At 48.8% G+C, this 21,104-nt stretch carries 21 protein-coding genes and 1 pseudogene; 19 read left to right on the top strand and 3 right to left on the bottom strand.

The window, feature by feature from the left end; translation table 11 throughout:
- The first annotated feature begins 24 nt into the window (after positions 1-24).
- The 6 genes from ACFYU8_RS22875 (at position 25) to tsaD (ending at position 4,322) form a co-directional block, all read left to right on the top strand.
- Complete coding sequence (locus ACFYU8_RS22875) at positions 25-486, top strand: SprT family protein (protein ID WP_390304107.1); 462 nt, start codon at positions 25-27, stop codon at positions 484-486.
- 98 nt (positions 487-584) lie between these two features.
- Positions 585-1,601, top strand: coding sequence for a thiamine-phosphate kinase (thiL, locus tag ACFYU8_RS22880; protein ID WP_390304109.1), 1,017 nt, complete (start codon positions 585-587; stop codon positions 1,599-1,601).
- A 5-nt stretch (positions 1,602-1,606) separates the two neighbouring features.
- On the top strand, positions 1,607-2,077 hold the full coding sequence (gene tsaE / locus ACFYU8_RS22885) for a tRNA (adenosine(37)-N6)-threonylcarbamoyltransferase complex ATPase subunit type 1 TsaE (RefSeq protein ID WP_390304111.1): 471 nt from the start codon (positions 1,607-1,609) through the stop codon (positions 2,075-2,077).
- Positions 2,058-2,780, top strand: a complete 723-nt coding sequence (gene tsaB / locus ACFYU8_RS22890; protein WP_390304113.1) for a tRNA (adenosine(37)-N6)-threonylcarbamoyltransferase complex dimerization subunit type 1 TsaB — start codon at positions 2,058-2,060, stop codon at positions 2,778-2,780. Before tsaE ends, tsaB begins: the two co-directional genes overlap by 20 nt.
- A gap of 4 nt (positions 2,781-2,784) precedes the next feature.
- Entirely contained in the window at positions 2,785-3,240 is a 456-nt protein-coding gene (gene rimI, locus ACFYU8_RS22895; protein WP_390304115.1) for a ribosomal protein S18-alanine N-acetyltransferase, read from the top strand.
- On the top strand, positions 3,240-4,322 hold the full coding sequence (gene tsaD / locus ACFYU8_RS22900; RefSeq protein ID WP_390304117.1) for a tRNA (adenosine(37)-N6)-threonylcarbamoyltransferase complex transferase subunit TsaD: 1,083 nt from the start codon (positions 3,240-3,242) through the stop codon (positions 4,320-4,322). Before rimI ends, tsaD begins: the two co-directional genes overlap by 1 nt.
- Positions 4,323-4,488: 166 nt before the next feature.
- Here tsaD and ACFYU8_RS22905 read toward each other — a convergent pair whose 3' ends face one another.
- Positions 4,489-4,668 (bottom strand): hypothetical protein, encoded by a 180-nt coding sequence (locus tag ACFYU8_RS22905; RefSeq protein WP_390304119.1) that lies wholly within the window; start codon positions 4,666-4,668, stop codon positions 4,489-4,491.
- 170 nt (positions 4,669-4,838) lie between these two features.
- Here ACFYU8_RS22905 and ACFYU8_RS22910 point away from each other — a divergent pair, with 170 nt between their 5' ends.
- Positions 4,839-7,076 (top strand): hypothetical protein, encoded by a 2,238-nt coding sequence (locus ACFYU8_RS22910; RefSeq protein ID WP_390304121.1) that lies wholly within the window; start codon positions 4,839-4,841, stop codon positions 7,074-7,076.
- Between the two features lie 8 nt (positions 7,077-7,084).
- On the opposite strand, the gene ACFYU8_RS22915 is transcribed toward ACFYU8_RS22910, so the two are convergent.
- Positions 7,085-9,019, bottom strand: coding sequence for an ABC-F family ATP-binding cassette domain-containing protein (locus ACFYU8_RS22915; protein ID WP_390304123.1), 1,935 nt, complete (start codon positions 9,017-9,019; stop codon positions 7,085-7,087).
- A gap of 107 nt (positions 9,020-9,126) precedes the next feature.
- On the opposite strand from ACFYU8_RS22915, the gene ACFYU8_RS22920 reads away from it, so the two are divergent.
- The 6 genes from ACFYU8_RS22920 to ACFYU8_RS22945 all read left to right on the top strand — a co-directional run bounded on the left by ACFYU8_RS22920 (position 9,127) and on the right by ACFYU8_RS22945 (position 13,087).
- A complete protein-coding gene (locus ACFYU8_RS22920; protein WP_390304125.1) occupies positions 9,127-9,696 on the top strand; it encodes a 5-formyltetrahydrofolate cyclo-ligase in 570 nt (189 codons plus the stop codon).
- 131 nt (positions 9,697-9,827) lie between these two features.
- On the top strand, positions 9,828-10,343 hold the full coding sequence (locus ACFYU8_RS22925) for a MogA/MoaB family molybdenum cofactor biosynthesis protein (RefSeq protein WP_390304127.1): 516 nt from the start codon (positions 9,828-9,830) through the stop codon (positions 10,341-10,343).
- Entirely contained in the window at positions 10,337-11,338 is a 1,002-nt protein-coding gene (locus ACFYU8_RS22930; RefSeq protein ID WP_390304129.1) for a molybdopterin-binding protein, read from the top strand. Before ACFYU8_RS22925 ends, ACFYU8_RS22930 begins: the two co-directional genes overlap by 7 nt.
- A 61-nt stretch (positions 11,339-11,399) precedes the next feature.
- Positions 11,400-11,765: a twin-arginine translocase TatA/TatE family subunit gene (gene tatA, locus ACFYU8_RS22935; RefSeq protein ID WP_390304131.1), complete on the top strand. Its 366-nt coding sequence runs from the start codon at positions 11,400-11,402 to the stop codon at positions 11,763-11,765.
- Positions 11,766-11,786: 21 nt separating this feature from the next.
- Positions 11,787-12,563 carry a twin-arginine translocase subunit TatC gene (gene tatC, locus ACFYU8_RS22940; protein WP_390304132.1) on the top strand — a complete coding sequence of 259 codons (777 nt, stop codon included), beginning with the start codon at positions 11,787-11,789 and terminating at the stop codon, positions 12,561-12,563.
- A gap of 104 nt (positions 12,564-12,667) precedes the next feature.
- Positions 12,668-13,087, top strand: coding sequence for a hypothetical protein (locus tag ACFYU8_RS22945; RefSeq protein WP_390304134.1), 420 nt, complete (start codon positions 12,668-12,670; stop codon positions 13,085-13,087).
- A 66-nt stretch (positions 13,088-13,153) separates the two neighbouring features.
- Here ACFYU8_RS22945 and ACFYU8_RS22950 read toward each other — a convergent pair whose 3' ends face one another.
- Positions 13,154-14,473, bottom strand: coding sequence for a CAP-associated domain-containing protein (locus ACFYU8_RS22950; RefSeq protein ID WP_390304136.1), 1,320 nt, complete (start codon positions 14,471-14,473; stop codon positions 13,154-13,156).
- 264 nt (positions 14,474-14,737) lie between these two features.
- On the opposite strand from ACFYU8_RS22950, the gene groES reads away from it, so the two are divergent.
- The 6 genes and pseudogenes from groES to ACFYU8_RS22980 all read left to right on the top strand — a co-directional run bounded on the left by groES (position 14,738) and on the right by ACFYU8_RS22980 (position 20,817).
- Entirely contained in the window at positions 14,738-15,022 is a 285-nt protein-coding gene (groES, locus tag ACFYU8_RS22955) for a co-chaperone GroES (RefSeq protein WP_007721023.1), read from the top strand.
- Positions 15,023-15,077: 55 nt separating this feature from the next.
- Positions 15,078-16,709: a chaperonin GroEL gene (gene groL / locus ACFYU8_RS22960; RefSeq protein WP_390304138.1), complete on the top strand. Its 1,632-nt coding sequence runs from the start codon at positions 15,078-15,080 to the stop codon at positions 16,707-16,709.
- 169 nt (positions 16,710-16,878) lie between these two features.
- Positions 16,879-18,177 carry an ABC transporter substrate-binding protein gene (locus ACFYU8_RS22965; protein ID WP_390304140.1) on the top strand — a complete coding sequence of 433 codons (1,299 nt, stop codon included), beginning with the start codon at positions 16,879-16,881 and terminating at the stop codon, positions 18,175-18,177.
- Between the two features lie 74 nt (positions 18,178-18,251).
- Positions 18,252-19,206, top strand: a pseudogene (locus ACFYU8_RS22970) (carbohydrate ABC transporter permease).
- Between the two features lie 10 nt (positions 19,207-19,216).
- Positions 19,217-20,038: a carbohydrate ABC transporter permease gene (locus ACFYU8_RS22975; protein WP_390304142.1), complete on the top strand. Its 822-nt coding sequence runs from the start codon at positions 19,217-19,219 to the stop codon at positions 20,036-20,038.
- Positions 20,035-20,817, top strand: a complete 783-nt coding sequence (locus ACFYU8_RS22980) for an HAD family hydrolase (protein ID WP_390304144.1) — start codon at positions 20,035-20,037, stop codon at positions 20,815-20,817. The genes ACFYU8_RS22975 and ACFYU8_RS22980 overlap by 4 nt, the downstream gene beginning before the upstream one ends.
- The last annotated feature ends 287 nt before the right edge of the window (positions 20,818-21,104 follow it).

Consider the following 21,104-nt stretch of genomic DNA (forward strand, 5'->3'; position numbering starts at 1 on the left):
AAAGAAGGAAGCGGAGGAGATGAGATGACCGATTCGGAACTGCAAATGCTGGTAGAGCAGATATCCAGCGAATTTTTTGCCAAGCCCTTTCGCCATCAGGCCCGCTTTAACAGCAGATTGCGCACGACTGGCGGGAGGTATTTGCTGCGCTCGCATGACATTGAACTGAATCCGAAGCATTTGCAGGAGCATGGTGCAGAGGAATTGATTGCGATCATCAAGCATGAGCTTTGCCATTATCATTTGCACATAGAAAAGCGCGGGTATCGTCACTCTGATCAGGATTTTCAATTGCTTCTGCGTCAGGTGGGAGGAAGCCGATACTGCCAACAGGTAGGAAACGGTCGGACGACTCTGCCTTATCGCTACGAGCTGGTTTGCCAGGCATGTGGCATGAGCTACAAACGCAAGAGAAAGATGAACCCGAGCCGCTATCGTTGCGGACGCTGCAAAGGAAAGCTGCTGTTGCGGGAGCTAACGACGTAAAGAGTTAGAGGCGGTTGGCTTTCTTGCGCGTCTTTTGACAGCAGGGGTATAATGAACAGACGAAAAATGTTTTCCGCGAAGGAAAAGGAGCGTTTGAAGTGGCACACGACGAATTTTCCCTGATCCGGCAATGGACGAGTCGTTCTGCGGGGCAGGAAGGGAACGGTTTGACCGTCGGGATAGGGGATGATGCCGCTGTCTTCTCCCCAGCGCCAGAAATGGAAGTCGTGGCTTGCTGCGATGCGATGGTGGAGACGGTTCATTTTTTGAAGAAAACGATGAATCCTAGTGATATCGGATATAAGGCTGTTATCAGCAATGTGAGCGATGTAGCAGCGATGGGCGGGGTTGCCCGGTATGCGCTTGTCAGTATCGCGGTAAGTCCGCAATGGACGCCTGACGAATGCCAGCAAATCTATGAAGGGATTTACGAGGCGTGTCAGGCATATGGAGTTCGTGTCATTGGTGGCGATACCGTTTCTGCGCCTGATGCCCTACACCTGAGTGTCACGGTACTGGGCGAGGTGGAAAAAGGGCGTGCCATTCGTCGTTCACAGGCCAAGCCTGGGCAGCTTGTTTTTGTTACAGGGCATGTCGGAACTTCTGCAGCAGGATTACATCTTCTCTTGCAAGGCGAGACTGCTGAAAGGGGCGTCTCTTTACCTTGGAAGACATTGATGGATGCCCATCAGCGTCCTGTTGCCCAAATAAAGGCAGGCAGACTGCTGCTGGAATCAGGGGCATGCAGTGCATTGAATGATGTAAGTGATGGACTTGCATCAGAGCTGTGGGAGATTGCCGAGGCGAGTGACGTATCAATTTTGATCGATGCTGCAACGGTACCGACCCATGACGAAGTTCGGGAGTATGCACGGCACGTAGAGAAAGATCCGTTGGAGTGGGCTTTTTATGGCGGTGAAGATTATCAATTGGTCGGAACGCTGGAGAAGAGTCACTTCGAAGCTGTAAGCAAGCAATTTTCCGCTAATGGTGTACCGTTTACTGTCATCGGTGAAGTGGTAGGAAAAAGCCATGAGCCCAAATTGATGCTTCAGCGCGATGATCAGCAGCTCCCGTTGCCCAAAGCGGGATTCAACCATTTTAGGAGTGGATGAAAGAAATGAGCTATACATGGAGGCTCACGGGAGCGCAGGAGACGCATCGCTTTGCCGAGCAACTGGCAGGTTTGCTTGAACCAGGTGACTTCCTTGCGATGGAGGGAGATCTGGGGGCGGGCAAGACGACTTTTACCCAGGGGTTGGCCAAAGGACTAGAAGTTCGACAAGTAGTGAACAGTCCGACCTTTACCATCATAAAAGAATATCAGGGGCGCTTGCCGCTTTATCATATGGATGTCTACCGGGTAGGCGATGATCCAGACTCTCTTGGTCTGGACGATTACTTTTTTGGAGAAGGTGTCTGTGTCGTAGAGTGGGCCTCTTTGATTGAGGATGTCCTGCCGACAGATCGGATGACCGTCTTCCTGCGTAGAGAAGGGGAGGAACAGCGGATGATCGAGCTGGTTCCTCAAGGCAATCGTTATGTGAAATTGTGTGAGGAGTTTGATTTTGATGCGCGTATTGGCGATTGATACATCGAATCTGGTGCTAAGTGTAGCTGTGGTAGAGGAAGAGCGGGTCTTGGCAGAAATGACGACGAACCAGCAAAAAAACCATTCCGTGCGTCTGATGGACTGCGTCAGTGAACTGCTCGATGCAACAGGAACAGCGCCAGAGGAACTAAGCGGTTTCGGGGTGGCAAACGGACCGGGTTCCTACACAGGCGTGAGAATCGGCGTTGCCTCTGCGAAAAGTATGGCTTGGTCACTGAATGTGCCAGTCATTGGTGTATCCAGTCTGGAGGTCATTGCCATGAATGCCACAGGCTTCTCTGGATTGATTGTACCGCTGTTCGATGCGCGCAGAGGTCAAGTGTATACCGGCTGTTATCGTTCCGATGGCATGGAGGCGGTGCGAGCGCAGTCCGCAGAACAAATCATACTGTTGCGAGAATGGTTGCCACTGCTGCGAGACCAGGCGCAAGGAGAGCCGATCTTGTTCTTGGGTGAAGATGTGAGGCTGCATCGGGAGACGATTGTGCAAGAGCTCGGGAATCAGGCGCAATTTGCTTCTCCAGCGTTCAATCACCCGCGTGCTGCCCATATCGGCTATGTGGCACTACGCAAGCTTCAAGACGGCGGAAATGCGCATGAGCTGGTTCCGGAGTATTTGCAACTGGCAGAAGCAGAAGCGAAGTGGCTTGCCCAAAAGCAGGCGGGGGCCGTAAAGGAGTAAAAGTATGAGTCAACCAATCGATTTGGAATATCGTTATATGATGATGCAGGACGTTGGGGCAGTGGCAGAGCTAGAGCGCTTAGCTTTTACAACTCCATGGCCGCATGATGCATTCGTCAACGAGCTGACGAGAAATCCAAATGCACGCTATGTAGTTGTCGCTCACCAAAATCGGATTATCGCTTACTGCGGCATGTGGATCGTGATCGATGAAGCACATGTTACAAATATCGCCGTCCATCCCTTATATCGTGGAAAGAAGGTTGGATTGGCACTGATGATCAAAATGATGGGTGTTGCCAAAATGCAGGGTGCCCATAGCATGACGCTAGAAGTTCGACCTTCGAACACAGCCGCGCGGAACATGTATATCAAGCTCGGCTTTAAAGAGCATGGGCGGCGCAAGGGATATTATTCGGATAACAATGAGGACGCAATCATTATGTGGGTGACATTGTAATGAACAAGACGTATACGTCGCGCTACAAGAAGCGCATACAGCAAAAATACGAAGCACATAGGGAATCAGGTGCTCCTACTTATATTTTAGGAATTGAAACAAGCTGCGACGAGACATCGGCTGCTGTCATTCGTGATGGCCGTGAGGTGCTGTCGAACGTCATTGCTTCCCAAGCCGATATCCATAAAAGGTTTGGCGGAGTCGTGCCGGAGGTGGCTTCTCGCAGACATGTAGAAAATATTACCCTTACCATCGAAGAGGCTTTGATCGAGGCTGGGAAAACGTTGGATGACATCCAGGCAATTGCGGTGACGTACGGGCCTGGGCTTGTCGGAGCCCTGTTAGTTGGCGTGGCAGCAGCAAAAGCCATTTCCATGGCCAGAGGCATCCCGCTAATTGGTGTCCATCATATCGCGGGTCATATTTACGCGAATCGTCTGGTGCAAGAAATGGAGTTTCCGCTGATCGCACTCGTCGTATCGGGCGGGCATACGGAGCTTGTCTATATGAAGGAGCACGGTCAGTTCGAGATTTTAGGGGAAACGCGGGATGACGCCGCAGGAGAAGCGTACGACAAGGTAGCACGAGCGCTGAATATGCCATATCCAGGCGGACCTCATATTGATCGCCTCGCACATGAAGGGGAGGCAAATGTACCGCTCCCTCGTTCATGGCTGGAGCCAGATTCCTACGATTTCAGCTTCAGTGGCTTGAAGTCAGCTGTACTTAATACCTTGCACAATGCAGCACAACGAGGAGAGACGATCGAACCGGCGAATCTGGCTGCGAGCTTCCAAGACTCTGTAACAGAGGTGCTGGTAGAAAAGACGATTCGTGCAGCCCGTTCTCATGGAGCGAAGCAGGTATTGTTGGCTGGCGGTGTTGCGGCGAATCGCGGATTGCGGGATCGATTGCAGGCAAGGTGCGAGGCAGAAGGAATACCGTTGGTGATTCCGCCGTTTACGCTATGTACGGACAATGCTGCGATGATTGCGGCAGCAGGCTTTATCAAGTATGAAAAAGGACAGTTTGAGGGGCTCGATTTGAACGGCGTACCAAGCTTGTCGCTTTCTGAGCAATAGCATATATGAATGGATGAAAAGCATCTCTGGGATCTGATCAGAGATGCTTTTTTTGTTTGTGTTTAAACGAGCAGCTGTAGTCGGGGGGAAGAAGCGCATTTCGAGTCTACGCTGAGGCGGGCTCCAGAGGCGCTTGGACTGGAAATGCACTTCTTCCTACGCGGATTTACTTGCCATCGTTCAGTTTCAGATCGACGATTTGCTTCAGGATCACAGAAAACTCTTCGAACTCCGCTTCCTGCAAGAAGCCTTCAATCTCCTGATAATCTTCTTTGGTTCCTCCAGAACGTATGACAACCCTATATTCGCTAACAGAGGTAAAAAGGTTCAGTAGTTTTCTGTCCATCTACCTATGATTTATCCACATCATAGGATAACTTTCTGGATTGTTCACATATACTCCTGTGAATACTGGTGATAACACGAGAAAATGACCGGGAAAACCGCATGCACTCTGTGGATTGTTCTGTGGAAAATGTGGATAAAAAAGTCGAGTTATCAACAGGAGGGAGACTCGTGAGAAAGAAACTCGCGCTAATTTGCTTGTTGTTCCTGATATTGTTTCTAGCTACAAATATAGGAAACTCATTGATAGCAAAGGAAAAACAACAGGTTATCATGCTGTTTGTGGAGGGGATGTCGTTTCATGATCTGGAGCAACTCAAAAAGTTATCTACTGTGGATAAATGGTTGGATGATGCAGGAGCTGGTGCTCTGTCCATAAGAACACCTGGATCGCGTACGGCCGCAAACGGCTACCTGCTCATGGGGAGTGGTGGTCAAGCGCTTTACTCTGAAAAAAGCGGGACAGGCTACCATCCGTATGAAGCATTTTCACCTAGGGAAACAGCTGGTGAACGGGCACAAGAGCTGGGAAGTGATCAGGCGCAGGAGATGGCGCGCTCCTCGATCGTTTTTCCGGGTATTTTCCGACTCTTGGCAGATAATCGGGAGAAACCTTATTCTGCGCAAATCGGGCTACTTGGGACAGTGCTTGCTGCAAACAACGTTCAGGTCGCTTTATATGGAAACGGTGACTATGAGGATACCCGACAGAGACATGCCGTTCTGTTTGCGATGGATCAGCAAGGAAGGGTTCCGATAGGGGACGTTTCTACAAAGAGCATGGAACTCCTTCGTGGCTATCCGTATGGGATCAAGACAAACTACGCTTACCTGCTTGAGAAAATCCACAGCGAGCGTCAAGCGAGCTTGATCATTGCTCAACTCTCAGATTTATCCCGGTTATACCAGTTGAGTGCGGATATGGACCCAGGTCAGTTTACCCGGCAATATCAGCGTGTTTTGCGTGACTTGTCCCTTTTCCTTAACCAGCTCCTGAAGGAACGAAAACCACACCAACGCATTGTATTGGCATCGCCAGCCGTCAATCATGTGGCGACAAAAGAAAAGGCGCTCTTATCTCCATTGTTCATTTGGGGAGAGAATGCGAGTGGAGTTTTGACATCAGCTACCACGAGGCAGTCGGGATTAGTCAGCGGACTGGATATGGTACCAACCGTACTGTCTTGGCTGGATGTACCCGTACCAAAAGGGTTGGCCGGTCATGTCATACGTATCGAAAAAGGGAATGGTCTCACTGCTCTTCAGAATCAGGTAGGCGAGATCCATCATACATATGCGACACGACCAGCAGTGCTCTATACCTACGTCATGCTTCAGATTGTCATTGTAGGGTGTGCGGTCGTTCTCTGGTGGTTTGGGCGGAAGAGAGAAGGGGCAGGTCTTTTGCGGCTTCGTAGAGGAATACGTCTGGCGCTGCTAACTTTATTGTGGTTTCCTGCATTGCTATTGGCAGAGAGCCTGCTCGACTGGCAGGTTTCTGGCACGGTTGTCTTGGGTGGACTTATCATGACTGCCTTGATCGCGGCTTTTTGGCAGGAAGCCCATGCTCTCCCACGAATCGTGATGACGGTTAGCGGAGTGACGACAGCCATTCTGCTGATGGACGGATGGACGGGCGCTCATCTGATGCGGCAATCGTACCTCGGATATGATCCGGTAATCGGAGCGAGGTTTTACGGGCTAGGAAATGAATACGAAGGAGTGCTGATCGGCAGCACGATCATGCTTGTGGCTTCGCTGTACGAGAAAATGCGTGGGGGACAAAAAGAGTTAAGTCAGGAAAATAGATGGTTGCCTGCTGTCTCCGCAGTCATATACAGTGTCGTGCTGTACTACATGGTGGCACCGAACCTGGGAACGGACGCAGGCGGTTTTCTTGCAGGACTGATCGGATTTTCCGTGGCATTGTCACGACTTGAGGGCTGGAGTATCGGCAAAAAAGGCCTCCTGCTGTTGACAGGCGGCCTAGTTATGGGTGTATGCAGTTTGATGGCGATCAGTCTCATGTCAGATCAGCCCTTGACCCATGTCGGACGAATTTCTCAGCAGATTGTACATGGTGAATGGTCCGAGGTAGGACAGATGATTGAACGCAAGCTAGCGATGAATCTCCGCTTGATTCGCGTTTCCATTTGGAGCAAAGCATTTGTCGTCTCCCTGATCGCCCTAGGTGTTCTCACCTTGAAAAACGACCGCTTTTTGCACCATTTGGCGAAGGACACACCTTACTTGGTCAAAGGCTTTGCTGGTGTCATTGTCGGGGCACTGGCTGGGTTGATCCTCAATGACTCGGGCATTGTCACAGCAGCCACCTGCATTTCATTTCTGGTGGTCCCCGCTCTTTATGCCGCCTTGGAGGAGCCTGCGCAGGAGCGCTGCTCTACGTGAAGACGGGACTATTCTTCTGATAGCGCGCTCCACTCGTCATACAACTGCTCCAGTTCTTCTTTGGCAGCATGGATTTGATCGTTGCGTTCTTTTGCCTGCACATGATCGCTATAAATTTCCGGGAGACACAGCTCTTCTTCCCATTTGACAATGTCAGCCTCTCGTTTTTGGATCGTGACCTCGATCTCTTCCAAACGGCGCTGGCGTTGACGTTCGCGACGTTTCGCTTCCTTATCGAGCTCATAAGAGGATTTCTCAGGCTGTGCCGCCACGGTACCGCCTTGTTTTTTTCCGGGTTGCGCTGCTTGCTCGGCTGCGAGCTCTTCCAGTTCCTGCTTTTTCTCCACGAAGTAATCATAGTTACCCAAATAGCTGGTTACGCCATCGCCAGTCAGCTCTAATACGCGGGTGGCAATCTTGTTTAAGAAGTAACGGTCATGGGAGACGAACAGGATCGTCCCCGGATAATCGTAGAGGGCGTTCTCCAGTACTTCCTTGCTGAAAATATCCAAGTGGTTCGTCGGCTCGTCGAAGATCAGGAAGTTCGCTTGCTTTAGCATGAGCTTTGCCAAGGAGACGCGTGCACGCTCTCCTCCAGACAGGTCACTGATCTTCTTTTGTACATCATCACCGGTAAACAAGAAGTTGCCGAGCAAGGTGCGGACGTCCTTTTCCAGCATGTTCGGGTACTCATCCCAAATTTCGCCGAGCACTGAATTCCGTTCGTTCAGGTTACGATGCTCCTGGTCGTAGTACCCAATCGTTACGTTGCTTCCGAAATGAATATCGCCGCGCAGCTTAGGCAACTGTTCCACAATCGTTTTTAACAGTGTCGATTTCCCGATACCATTGGGACCGACCAATGCCACCCGCTCCTCACGCTCGATTTCAAACGTAAGGCCCTGGGAAAGGACAGCATCCGGGTAGCCAATTGCGACGTTGTTTGCTTTCATCACGATGGTGCCGCTCATTTTCGCCACATCAAAGGAGAAGTGGACAGATTTGTTGTTCATGATCGGCTTGTCCAAGCGGTCAATCTTTTCCAACGTCTTGCGTCGGCTCTGCGCTCGTTTGGTCGTCGTAGCCCGAGCGATGTTTCGTGCGATGAAATCCTCCAGCTTGGCGATCTCTTCTTGCTGCTTATCGAATCGCTTCAAATCCTGCTCGAGTCGAGCTGCCTTTTCATCGAGGAAGCGGCTGTAGTTACCGACATAGCGGGTAGCGCGTGTCCGTTCGATTTCATATACAACGGTCACGAGCTTGTCCAGGAAGTAGCGGTCATGGGAAACAACGAGAATGGCACCCTGATAGTTTTGCAAATACGTCTCCAGCCAGGTCAGTGTCTCAATGTCCAGGTAGTTCGTCGGCTCATCGAGCAGAAGAATGGTAGGAGATTGAAGCAGCAGCTTGGCTAGAGCCAGACGAGTCTTTTGTCCGCCGCTCAATGTGCCGATCGGAGTCTGGTAATCGAAGTCCGCAAAGCGCAGGCCGTGCAAAACCCCGCGAATCGCACCCTCGTAGCTGTAGCCGCCTTTTTCCTTAAAGGCTTCCGAGCGGTGAGAGTAATTTTCCAACAGCTGCTGGTAACGCTTCTCATCAGCGAGAATAGCCGGATCGCCCATTTTGGCCTCGAGCTCACGAAGCTCTAGCTCTTCTTTTTGCAAATGGGAAAAAACGCTCAACAACTCATCCCAAATCGATCGCTCTGATTCAAGGCCGCTGTTTTGTGCCAAATACCCGAGCGTGACATCCTTTGGAATGCGTATAATTCCTTTGTCGTAGCTTAGCTCGCCGGCGAGGATCTTCATCAGAGTCGATTTGCCTGCACCGTTTACGCCAACCAGACCAACCCGTTCCCCGGTTTGAATTTGCAGGGAGATGTCTTGTAGAATGGTTTCGATACCATACGTTTTTTCTATAAGTTCAGCTTGTAGCAAAATCATCGGATTCACCTCTTTATATACTAATGCCAGTGTAGCCTAGAGAGAGCGCATGGGACAAGCCTCGTGGGAATGTCCTAAGCACGTTACGAAAGAGGGAAGAGGTTGTCATGGACCAAAAAACACAGCTGCGAAGCCATATTTTGGAGAGACGCAAGTCCATGTCTGCAAAGGAACGGGAGCAGCTTTCTAGAGAGGCATGCGATCATTTGCTGTCTCATGAAAGGCTTGCTGATGCCAAAGCCATCATGGCCTTTCATCCTTTTGGCGAAGAACTAGATATTCTGCCCTTTATACATGAAGCAAAAAAGCGAGGCCAAGACATATGGCTGCCGCTCACAAACGTTGCCGAGAGACGCCTCATCCCTTATCGGTATACAGGACCGCACATGCTGAAGCAAGGTGTCTACGGGATTTGGGAGCCGGACCCTGCCCTGGCAGAGGAAGCGGACGTATCGCACTTGGATGCGATCATTGTTCCTGGCGTTGCTTTTGACAGCAAGGGCGGTCGAATGGGATATGGCGGTGGTTATTATGACCGCTTTCTGGCAACGCTGAAAAAGCTCCCGTTCTTGGTTGGAGTCGGCTTCTTTATTCAGGTTGTGGAGCATGTGCCGCTAGAGTCTCATGATGTTTTGCTAGATGCAGTGGTAACTGAAAAAGGTCTTCTGCATTTTTGAATGTTTTGTGTCAGTAGCTTTTTCACGCCTCCTACTGTGGCGAAAGGTGCTATCCGCCAAAGAAAAACGGCGAGACGTTTTTGACAGAAAAGTGTACAATACTATCGAATGAGAAACCGGAGGAATGTATCGTGAGCAAATGGAAGGTAGGCGTTATTTCTGCAAGTGATTCGATTGCCAGAGGAGATCGTGTGGACGATCGTATGCCAATCGTTCGTAATCTGACAAGGGAATGGCTTCATGTAGATGTCGCTGTATACCGTGCCGTTAGTGATGATATGGAAGATTTGCAAGAACATATGATTGAGCTCGTAGACCGTGAAAAATGCGATCTGTTGATTGTAACGGGGGGCACGGGGCTTAGCCCGCGTGACGTTACGCCAGAAGTGACCGCGTGGGTCATTGACAGACCAGTTCCAGGCTTGGCTGAAGAAATGCGCCGTGCTGGTTTGAAGCAATCCCGCCGGGCGATGCTGACCAGAGCAGTTGCAGGAACCAGGGGTAATTCGTTGATTATCAACCTCCCTGGTAATCCGAGGGGCGTAGAAATCTGTTTCAATGCGATTGGCGATATGCTGTCCGACGCTTTGCACATTTTGCAAGGGACGGGAGAAGCAAACGAAGATTGGGGAGGATTGCATTGGTAGAAAAACCTCAGATGCGGGAAGTGCCAGTGCGTGAAGCGATCGGAATGATGCTTCCTCACGATATGACGCAAATTTTGCCTGGAGAATTCAAAGGGCGCTTGTTTAAAAAAGGACATGTTGTCACCGAGGCGGATATTGAGCCGCTGTTGTCCATTGGCAAAGAGCATATTTACGTGCTGGAGATGCCTGATGGCTACATCCATGAGGAAGAAGCCGGCATTCGTATCGCGAAGGCTGTTTCCGGACTAGGCTTGACCTTGACGCCTCCTTATGAGGGCAAGGTATCGATGAAGGCTGCGAGAACAGGTTTAGCCAAAATCAATGAGGAAGCTGTCCACGCATTGAACAAGCTGGAAGGAATTGCGTTCTCCACGATTTACGGTGATCAGGTCGTGCATCCGGGACATACATTGGCAGCTACGAGAATCATCCCGTTAATTATGGAAGAGTCTCGAATCATTGAGTTGGAGCAGTTGGCCAAGCAGTTTGACGAACCGATTGTTCAAGTAAAAACATTTCAGGATAAAAGAGTGGGACTTGTTACGACAGGGGGAGAAGTTTTCTCTGGCAGGATTGCAGACAAGTTCGGTCCTGTGATTCGAAACAAGGTGGAAGCTCTCGGCTCTACTGTCGTAGACCAGCGTTTTGCGCCAGATGACAAGGAAGCGATCGAACAGCAGATTCACTCGTTCCTCGACGAAGGGGTCGATCTGATCTTGGTCACGGGGGGCATGTCTGTCGATCCAGATGACCGAACGCCGGGAGCGATTGCAGGAGTAGGAGCGGAAGTAGTGCGCTACGGTACGCCGATGCTGCCGGGTTCCATGCTGATGGTTGCTTACAAAGGCGATGTACCGATTCTCGGACTGCCGGGAGCCGTTATGCATGAAACATTTACTTCCTTTGATGTATTTTTGCCGCGTATTTTGGCAGGGGAGCGAATTGTGGCATCCGATATGACAAGACTCGGATATGGTGGTTTACGAAAGTGCTAGCTGGTTAGACTGGCAAATAACGAAAAGCAAACGACTTCACAAGAAAAAGGAGTGAATACGTATGAGCTCAATTGGGATTCCTGGATTAATCTTAATTTTAGTTTTAGCTTTGGTGCTTTTTGGTCCGAAAAAGCTTCCAGAATTGGGGCGTGCGGTAGGTCATACTTTGAAAGAGTTTAAAAATGCTACGCGTAGTCTGACAAGTGACGATGAAGACGACGATGAGGAGAAAAAGCGCAAGGAGCTAGCCTCCAAAGAGGCGTCTGCCAAAACAACGCCGGTTGTCGCTGAAAAGGATGCAGCGGAGCGGGAGAGAATTGAACGCGAAGTTCGTGAAAAGATAGAACGCGAGCGCTTGGAAAAAGAAATCCGCGAAAAGCTGGAGCTAGAGCGCCTGCAAATGGAAAAAGAACAGAAGAACGCGTAACAGGTAAGGTTGGTGGTTACCATGAAGGATCAGGAAATGACAGTGGTAGAACACCTGACGGAACTACGCAAGCGCATCATATGGGTGCTGGCCGTGTTTATTGTCGCATTGATCGTCGGTTTTTTCCTCGCTGGTCCACTCGTGGATTATTTAAAGCAAGAACCGATTGCGGATGGCGTGCCCATTGTCTCGTTGCATCCGTCAGACGCACTTCGTGTTTACATGCAGGTTGCCTTCATTGTGGGCGCTGTCATCACACTGCCTGTAGCACTTTATCACGTTTGGCGTTTTGTTTCGCCAGGGATGGAAGTACAGGAAAAGCGCGGGACGCTTTACTTCATCCCGGCGGCTTGTTTTCTGTTTATCGTTGGTATCCTGTTTGGCTACTACGTCGTTTTCCCGATGGTCATGCAGTTTATGACCAGTATTACAGCATCGATGGGCGCAGACCCGAACTACGGAATCGCGCAATACTTTGGCTTCATGTTTAATATGGTCATTCCGTTCGGGATACTGTTCCAGTTGCCGATTATCGTCATGTTCCTGACGAGACTGCGCATCCTCAATCCAATGAGGCTGGCAAAGGCACGACGCTACGCTTACTTTGTACTGGCTGTCATCGGGATTACTTTGACTCCTCCTGAGATTGTCAGTGATATTCTCGTGATCATCCCTTTGCTGCTTTTGTACGAACTGAGCATTTGGCTATCTCGCGTTGTGTATCGCAAGCAATTAAAAGAGCAAGAAGCGTGGGAACAAGAATACGGCAGTTTGGAAACAAACGAACCCGTTCAATAACGAGCATGAGAAAGGTCTTCTGTCCCGAGTGGCAGAGGACTTTTTTGTATTCCAGCAAAAAAATGGGAAATACTACGGACGTTATGATTCGGGAGGTGCTGAATATGTGGCTGATCGTATGTTTGGCGTTGCTCTTTTCTGGGAGTACTGCAGACGCCGCCGGGCTGGGCGAGCCCATCGAATTGTTTGATACGGACAAGCAGCGCGTTGTGGCTAGCTTTGAAAATACAGCTGGATTTCAGGAGGAAGCTCAGCAGATTTTGCAGAGTGTGAGCGGGCGGGTCTTGGAGTTTAATCCATCGTTGGATTCCGCCATGATCGTGAAAATTCAGCTGGTCCCCCCAAAGCCAATGAAGTTAAAATCCGCGAATCTCGATGCGATGATTGCAGAGATGTTTGTCATCATGCCCAAAAAAGGGGAGCGTCGGCCGTGGCTGATTCTGCATACGAAGGAATTTGAGACGGTCGTTGTGGAGTTTACCGAAAAAGTCGACCACCTGAGGGAACAGGTGAGATTGCCGTAAAACAGCGCTTCTTCTTGCAAAAACAAGCCCGGTCGTCCATAAAAAGCGACGAAACCGGGCTTGCGATTATTTCATGGGAGTGAGGAAGGTTTGGGTGAAATAGTCTGTATATACGCCCACGCCTAACTGGGTGAAGCCTTTTTCGAGTACGTTTTTGCGATGGCCTGGACTGTTCATCCAGCCTTCATGGACTTCGATGGCATCCGTGTAGCCTGCTGCAATATTCTCTCCGGCCATGGTGTAAGCGAGAGAGGCACTTTTCATGCGGTCAAATGGATTGCTCCCGCTAGTCGCAGAGATGTGATCGAAGAAATTGTTCCCCTCCATGTCCATGCTATGTTTTCGTGCCACATCGGCAGCTTTTTCGTTCCATTGCAGGGGCGGAAGCTTGTACCGGTAGCGGGAGATATTGACCAGATCGAGGATTTGCCTCTCAGATGCAGCATTGACCTGCTCTCTTTCACCCACACGAAGCGGCGGGGGATCAAAATTGGGTGCCTGACCTTGATAGGTCCATTTCGTTTCGTAAAAACTGCCGCGTAACAGCATTTGCGTATCCATCATACGTACTGCGGTGACCTTGTTGTCATTCTGCTTGTCCAAGTAATAAATGAATGGGGTGCCGTCTTTCATAACGAGAGGGCGTTGCTGTTTTTGATTGGTAATCTGGACTTGTGCCCCCTGAAAAGAGAAAGAAACAATGTTTTGTACATTCATCTGACGCTCGAGTGATTGCTGGCTGGTGCCGACTCCGATGTTTCCGAGCTTTGCTGTCGGAGCGAGCGAGTACACATCGACGACTTTGTCATTTGCGATGCCGACTTGAATGTATCGGGCAGGCTCACGATTGTACACCCACCATTGATAGCCGAGACTGCTTGGCTCTTTGCGGACAGGCTCGCCTAGTAGCTTGTGTACTTCCCCGGAAGACATTCCGAGACTTATGTCAAAAATCGTATTAGGCTTCTCTTCTCGAATGGGTGCTGCAGGTGGTTTGTTCGTTGCCGGTTTTTGGGGAAGCAGCAGAGAGGCAGGGACTGCATCAGGTGTCGTCTGTTTTTCAGGCTGACCGATGGAGAATGCAGGAGGTTGACCGACCCAAGCGGTTTGGGAAGTTTCATCCCAACCGATAGGCTTATTCAAGTGGCGACTGATCATGGACAGAGGAACATAAAGAGTCCCTTCATATTCTAAGGAAGCTGGTATTTCTTTGCCTTCATCCGTGTAGTACCCGGGCTTTTCGCTTGCGACGATTTCACGGCCATCCCAATAGATGGAGGCTGGGTTCATGTTGACCTGTATAAAGGAAGTAGTATCCGAAGTGAAGAGACGGCTGATTCCCAAGACTCCCAGGGCAATTAAGCCAATCCAGAGCCATTTGTGCATGGAACAATTCCCTCCTTGGCGAGCTTGCTTGATTCTATGTTTCATTTATATGAGTGAGTCCGAATACTAGAACCTTTTTGCTAGAGAAAGCAATTTGATAGTAGGAAGAGTAGTCAAGCAGTAGCATATGGAAAAAAGTGAGGGAAACTACTTGCAAAGTACATAGTGATTCATTATTATAGAAATTGGGTGTTAGCACTCATAACAGTCGAGTGCTAATAACGTAAATTTGTTTACCTACATTTTTTGAGGAGGGTGTTTTTAGTGCTTAAGCCATTGGGTGACCGTGTGGTAATCGAAGCTATCTCCAAAGACGAAACGACTGCAAGCGGTATCGTTTTGCCTGATTCTGCAAAGGAAAAACCGCAAGAAGGCCGCGTAATCGCAGTAGGTTCTGGCCGTGTTGCTGACAACGGCGAGCGCATCGCTTTGGAAGTAAAAGAAGGCGATAAAGTAATCTTCTCCAAATACGCTGGTACTGAAGTAAAGGTAGACAACAAGGAATACCTCGTGCTGCGCGAATCCGATATCCTCGCGATCATCGGTTAAGGCTCTTAACATAGGAAGTCGAACGAATAAACACATAACAGGAGGTTGAGTTTAGATGGCAAAACAAGTCAAGTTCTCTGAAGACGCTCGCCGCTCCATGCTCCGCGGTGTTGAAACTTTGGCAAATGCGGTTAAAGTAACCCTCGGTCCAAAAGGCCGCAACGTAGTTCTGGAGAAAAAATTCGGTTCCCCGTTGATCACAAATGACGGTGTAACAATTGCGAAAGAAATCGAGCTGGAAGACGCTTACGAAAACATGGGTGCGCAACTGGTTAAAGAAGTTGCTACTAAAACCAACGACATCGCTGGTGACGGTACAACGACTGCAACTGTACTTGCTGCAGCTATGATCCGTGAAGGTCTGAAAAACGTAACTGCAGGTGCTAACCCGATGGTTATCCGTCGCGGTATGGAAAAAGCAGTTCGTGCAGCTGTAGAAGAAATCAAATCCATCGCGAAGCCGGTTGAGAACAAATCCTCTATCGCGCAAGTAGCTGCGATTTCCGCTGACGATCCAGAGGTAGGAAACCTGATCGCTGAAGCAATGGAAAAAGTCGGCAAAGATGGTGTAATCACTGTTGAAGAGTCCAAAGGATTCGTAACAGAGCTGGAAGTAGTAGAAGGTATGCAATTTGACCGTGGCTACGCTTCCCCTTACATGATCACTGACACTGACAAGATGGAAGCGGTTCTGAACAACCCTTACATCCTGATCACCGATAAAAAAATCTCCAACATCCAGGAAGTTCTGCCTGTACTCGAGCAAGTAGTACAAAGCGGCAAACCACTCCTGATCATCGCTGAAGATGTTGAAGGTGAAGCACTGGCTACTCTCGTAGTTAACAAACTGCGTGGTACCTTCACAGCTGTAGCGGTTAAAGCTCCTGGCTTTGGCGATCGTCGCAAAGCTATGCTGCAAGACCTTGCTGCTCTTACTGGTGGCGAAGTGATTACAGAAGAACTCGGTCTGGATCTGAAATCCACTAAGCTGGAGCAATTGGGCCGCGCAAGCAAAATCGTGGTTACCAAAGAAAACACAACAGTTGTTGAAGGTGCTGGCGACAAAGCTTCCATCGAGGGCCGCGTTTCCCAAATCCGTCAACAAATTGAAGACACCACTTCCGATTTCGATCGTGAGAAACTGCAAGAGCGTCTGGCTAAATTGGCTGGCGGCGTAGCAGTTATCAAAGTCGGTGCAGCTACTGAAACTGAATTGAAAGAGAAGAAGCTCCGCATCGAGGACGCACTCAACTCTACTCGCGCTGCAGTAGAAGAAGGTATCGTTCCTGGTGGTGGTACTACTCTGATCAATGCAATTAAAGCTGTTGAAGGCGTTAAAGTAGATGGCGAAGAAGCAGTTGGTGTACAAATCGTACTCCGTTCCCTGGAAGAGCCAGTTCGTCAAATCGCTGCGAACGCAGGACTCGAAGGTTCTGTAATCGTAGAGCGTCTGAAAAAAGAAGCAGTTGGCATCGGCTTCAACGCTGCAACTGAAGAGTATGTAAACATGCTCGAAGCTGGTATCGTTGACGCGGCGAAAGTTACTCGCTCCGCACTGTCCAACGCTGCATCTGTAGCGGCTATGTTCCTGACTACTGAAGCAGTAATTGCTGACAAACCAGAAGAAAACAAAGCTCCTATGGGCATGCCAGATATGGGTGGCATGGGCGGTATGGGCATGATGTAAGAAAGCGGTTCGCCGTTTTCTTCGAAGAGAGGCAGACAAATCGTCTGTCTCTTTTTTTGTGCATTGATATAATTATAAAATTTATAATTTTTCGATTATAAAACATTACTACATAGAGGTACTAGCGTAGATGCACACAGCAAAAATCTTACATGGAGGAGATTTTGCGATGAGGCGTGTTGGGGTTTGGCTTATCAGTTTGATGCTTGTGCTAGTTTTGGCTGCATGTAGCAATGGTGGCTCTTCACCTGCTGCAGGAGGGCAGACAGGCACACCAGGAGCAGAACCGGCAAAAGGGGAGCCGGTCGAATTGGTCATGTACAGCTGGCGTACGGAGGACAAGGAAGCTTATGCGAAGTTCATTGCGGAGTTTGAAAAGAAGCATCCCACTATCAAGGTGAAGTTCAAGCCAGTCAAATCGACCGAGTACAATACGATCTTGAACAACTCGTTGACATCAGGAACCGGCGTGGACATTGTGCAGCTCAGGCCTTATTCAGGAACAACCTCTATTGCAGATACGGGTTATTTGCTGCCTCTCGATGACATTGCAGGAGTGAAGGACATTTCCCCATCTTATTTAGATGCAGCAAAGGGAAGTGATCAGAAGATTTACGGAGTGCCGCTTTCCATTAATTCAGCCGTTATTTTCTATAATAAAAAGCTGTTCGAAGATAACGGCTTGCAACCACCTGCGACATGGGAAGAGCTCTTGCAGGTCTCGCAAGAATTTCAGAAAAAAGGTATTGTCCCTATCGCGCAGGCCGGAAAAGCCGCTTACCTGCTGTCTATGACTCATAGCGTAATCGGACCGAGTGCATATGGAAGCAATGAGTATGTAGAAAAACTGCTCAAGGGCGAAGCCAAATTTACAGATGAAGCCTTCAAAGAATCGATTAAGCGCATGCAGGAGCTGGCTCCATACTTCCCACCAGACTTTGTAGCGATTGATGATAAGGATGCCCAAGCGCTGTTTTACACTGGCAAGGCCGCGATGTATATCAACGGCAGCTACCGCCTGGAAACCTTTCAAAAGCAGAGCCCTGACCTACCGATCGACATTCTGCCAGGCTTAGCGAAGGAAAAGGGCGGCGAAACACCGATGATCAACTGGGTAGACGGCTCGTACGGCATTGCCAAATCGACCAAGCATCCGGAAGAGGCCAAAACCTTGATCGCGTTTTTGGCTTCCAAAGAGTTTGGTCAAATGTTTAGCGACGATTTGGACCGTTTAAGTGCGATCACCGGCGTAACTCCCAAGCATCCATTAGTGCAGAAAATGACTCAGCTCAGCGAGAAAAGCATGACTCCTTACCTGATGCTGGTGCATTTTGGCGAAGGAACACCAACAACAAAAACAATCTTTGAAGACGCTATGCAGGGCTTGTACATCAATCAAATCAACGTTGACAAGGTCGCAGAGGATACACAGGCTTCAGCTGACAAATGGTTCAAACCAAAGAAGTAATGCTGGAAATAACAACAAGGGGTGCAGCCGATTCATTTGGCTGTACCCGCATGTAAAGGAGGTTCTCCATAACTATGCCTGCATTGGAAAAAGCAACAGTCGTAAAATCGGAGACGGCCAAAGCCCGAACATATAACTGGAAAAAGCATCTGGTGCATCTGTTTTTACTTCCGGCGCTGATATTTTATGTGTGGTTTCAAGTCTATCCCATATTTTCTGCGTTCTTAAACAGCTTTTTCGCGTGGAATGGTATGTAAAGAGGGGCGTTCATTGGGCTAGAAAATTTCGTCCGGTTGTTTACCGCCTTTTAAGGAGATGTTTTTCCGTGGACTCGGCCACAATGTGATCTTCTTTGTGGGGATTATGGTCTCGAAGCTGGCTGTTGCTTTCTTTCTGGCGTTACTTATTCATAGCAAGATCCGCGGGAAAGAGTTTTTCAAGATGGTCATTTTCATGCCAAAGCTCTTATCCGTAATCGTTGTCGGTTTCTTGTTCAGTTTGATCTTGAATCCCACCTACGGAGCACTGAACACCTTTCTCAAGCTCATCGGTCTCGAAGAATGGGCGCGACCGTGGTTGGGAAGTCCGGATACAGCTCTCTATACGATTATTTTGGTCAACAGTTGGTATGGGCTCGGGTTTGCTGTACTCATTTTTCTCGCTGGCCTGCAAGCTATCCCATCTGAAATATACGATGCTGCTAAAATTGACGGTGCTTCTAGCTTTACGATGCTATGGCGAATGACAATTCCACTGGCGATGCCTTCGATTATGGTAATGACGATTCTCAGCTTCATCGGAGCATTCGAGGCGTTTGAGCTGATCTTCGCGATGCAAGGCTCTCAAGCAGGACCTTATTTTTCAACAGATGTACTGGCTACTTATTTTTATCGTCTTGCTTTTGGCTCTGTGGCTGGGGGAGAATCGATCGGACTCGGCTCTGCGCTGGCTGTGGTGCTTTTTCTAATGATATCGAGTGCGACGGCTGTCTTGCTCTTTTTCTTCAAACGCAAGGAATACGAACAGTAGGAGTGAAAACATGACGGCGCGAATCGGTCAGTATGCCAAGTATATCGTTCTCCTGTTTTTTGCCTTTTTGGCGATTTATCCGATTTTCCTGATGATCGTTTCGTCACTCAAAAGCAATTTGGATATCCTCACCTCGCCATTAGGGTTGCCAAGCTCCTTTTCTTTGGATAACTACGTAGAAGTATGGGAAAAGGTTAACTTCGAAGTGTACATGTGGAACAGCATCTATGTTAGCGGCATGTCTGTCTTTTTTATCTTGTTCATTTCTTCGTTAGCAGCCTTTTATCTCTCTCGGTATTCGTTCCGCTGGAATTCGTATGTGCTGTTTTTCTTTATGCTTGGTTTAATGCTGCCTATGAAGCTGGCGATTTTGCCTTTGTACATGATCATGTTGCAGTTGCAACTCTTGGATACACTCACATCTCTGGTCATTTTGTATGTAGCGGGAGGAATCCCATTTGCGGTGTTTGTGTTCTATGGCTTCTTTCGGACACTGCCGACGGAGTTGGATCAGTCAGCAAGGCTAGATGGCTGCAATGGTTTTCAAGTGTACTACAAAATCATTTTGCCACTGATGAAACCAGCGCTGGCAACTGTAGGGATTGTCCATCTGATCGGAGTGTGGAATGACTTCTTTTACCCACTGATCTTTTTGAAGAGCGAAGAATTGAGCACCATTCCGTTAGGCGTGCTTACACTATTTGGGGAGTACGACACGGAGTGGAATATGCTGTTTGCCAGTTTGACTATTTCATCATTGCCGATGATTATTGCTTTCTTGTTTGCTTCCAAGCAATTTATCGAAGGACTTACGTCGGGGGCGATAAAATGAGCAAACGCTGGATTAGCTTTGATCTGGATGGAACCTTGATGCAAAACCCGTTTGGAGTGTGGGTATTTCCGGAGATTGCGCGTGTAATCTCCGGTCAGTTGGGGAGAGAGCACGACATTGTTTCAGAAATGGTGACCGAACATGAGCGTCGTATGTCCCAAGAACGCTATGTAGCAGCGTATGATTGGGATGATATCCTCTTTAGTAGATGCGATGAATTACGTATAGAAAAAAAGATTGATATTGAATCGCTGGTTCGGAAACACTCTGTAATGCCCAAGGTTAATTTGCTCGAGGGTGGAATTCTCCAGAAGCTCGGTGAGATGAAAAAGCGGGGCTTTTCGTTGGCAGTGGTCACAAATGGCTTTTACAAGTTTCAGGCACCAGTAATGGATGCATTAGGCTTGCTGGATTACTTTGATGAGATTGTTACGCCAGAACGGGCTGGTGCTGGCAAGCCTGACCCAGCTATTTTGCAAAAGCTGTCGGGAGAAGTAGTCGCTCATGTGGGAGATCGCTTGGATCACGACATTCAACTTGCTAACCGCAGCCATGTAACCTCTATTTTAATAGAGCGAAAATTGCCAGAGGACTTGGTGAGGCTCCAACCGCAGATGCGTGCAAATGATCAAAGAATGCGTTTGTTATGCTTGGAGAAGTGGAAGCGGGAGTGCAAGAATCCTTTATTGTCAGAGCTCCCGGAGCTTTTCATGCCGCGAATTGTAATTTGTTCTATGAGTGAACTCCTGTCTGTACTGGATGAACGGGGGCTGGGATAAAATTCTTAGGTAATAATGCTTGCGTTTTTGTTTCTGGCTTGGTATGATAACTCTTGTCGCTTTTGAAGGGAATTTTAGAGAGAATGAAAAAAACTTCAAACTTCTAAAAATAACCCTTGATTTTCAAAAGAAGATCTGATATAGTTTAAAAGGTCGGCGCCACAAGCGCTAACGACGAAAGAAAAGAACGAGATGCTCTTTGAAAACTGAACAGCGAAAGCGTTAATGAGTCTATCATTAAATGATTTGCCAGCTTTGAACCAGTAACAAACTTTATTGGAGAGTTT

The organism is Brevibacillus sp. NPDC003359, from assembly GCF_042878995.1.
In the GTDB taxonomy this organism is placed as follows: Bacteria; Bacillota; Bacilli; order Brevibacillales; family Brevibacillaceae; genus Brevibacillus.

Bases quoted from the DNA above. Each gene is read 5' to 3' on its own strand.
- ACFYU8_RS22875 (WP_390304107.1), top strand. From the start codon at position 25: ATGACCGATTCGGAACTGCAAATGCTGGTAGAGCAGATATCCAGCGAA.
- tsaE (WP_390304111.1), top strand. From the start codon at position 1,607: ATGAGCTATACATGGAGGCTCACGGGAGCGCAGGAGACGCATCGCTTT.
- tsaB (WP_390304113.1), top strand. From the start codon at position 2,058: ATGCGCGTATTGGCGATTGATACATCGAATCTGGTGCTAAGTGTAGCT.
- rimI (WP_390304115.1), top strand. From the start codon at position 2,785: ATGAGTCAACCAATCGATTTGGAATATCGTTATATGATGATGCAGGAC.
- tsaD (WP_390304117.1), top strand. From the start codon at position 3,240: ATGAACAAGACGTATACGTCGCGCTACAAGAAGCGCATACAGCAAAAA.
- ACFYU8_RS22905 (WP_390304119.1), bottom strand. From the start codon at position 4,668: ATGGACAGAAAACTACTGAACCTTTTTACCTCTGTTAGCGAATATAGG.
- ACFYU8_RS22915 (WP_390304123.1), bottom strand. From the start codon at position 9,019: ATGATTTTGCTACAAGCTGAACTTATAGAAAAAACGTATGGTATCGAA.
- ACFYU8_RS22920 (WP_390304125.1), top strand. From the start codon at position 9,127: ATGGACCAAAAAACACAGCTGCGAAGCCATATTTTGGAGAGACGCAAG.
- tatA (WP_390304131.1), top strand. From the start codon at position 11,400: ATGAGCTCAATTGGGATTCCTGGATTAATCTTAATTTTAGTTTTAGCT.
- tatC (WP_390304132.1), top strand. From the start codon at position 11,787: ATGAAGGATCAGGAAATGACAGTGGTAGAACACCTGACGGAACTACGC.
- ACFYU8_RS22945 (WP_390304134.1), top strand. From the start codon at position 12,668: ATGTGGCTGATCGTATGTTTGGCGTTGCTCTTTTCTGGGAGTACTGCA.
- ACFYU8_RS22950 (WP_390304136.1), bottom strand. From the start codon at position 14,473: ATGCACAAATGGCTCTGGATTGGCTTAATTGCCCTGGGAGTCTTGGGA.
- groL (WP_390304138.1), top strand. From the start codon at position 15,078: ATGGCAAAACAAGTCAAGTTCTCTGAAGACGCTCGCCGCTCCATGCTC.
- ACFYU8_RS22965 (WP_390304140.1), top strand. From the start codon at position 16,879: ATGAGGCGTGTTGGGGTTTGGCTTATCAGTTTGATGCTTGTGCTAGTT.
- ACFYU8_RS22975 (WP_390304142.1), top strand. From the start codon at position 19,217: ATGACGGCGCGAATCGGTCAGTATGCCAAGTATATCGTTCTCCTGTTT.
- ACFYU8_RS22980 (WP_390304144.1), top strand. From the start codon at position 20,035: ATGAGCAAACGCTGGATTAGCTTTGATCTGGATGGAACCTTGATGCAA.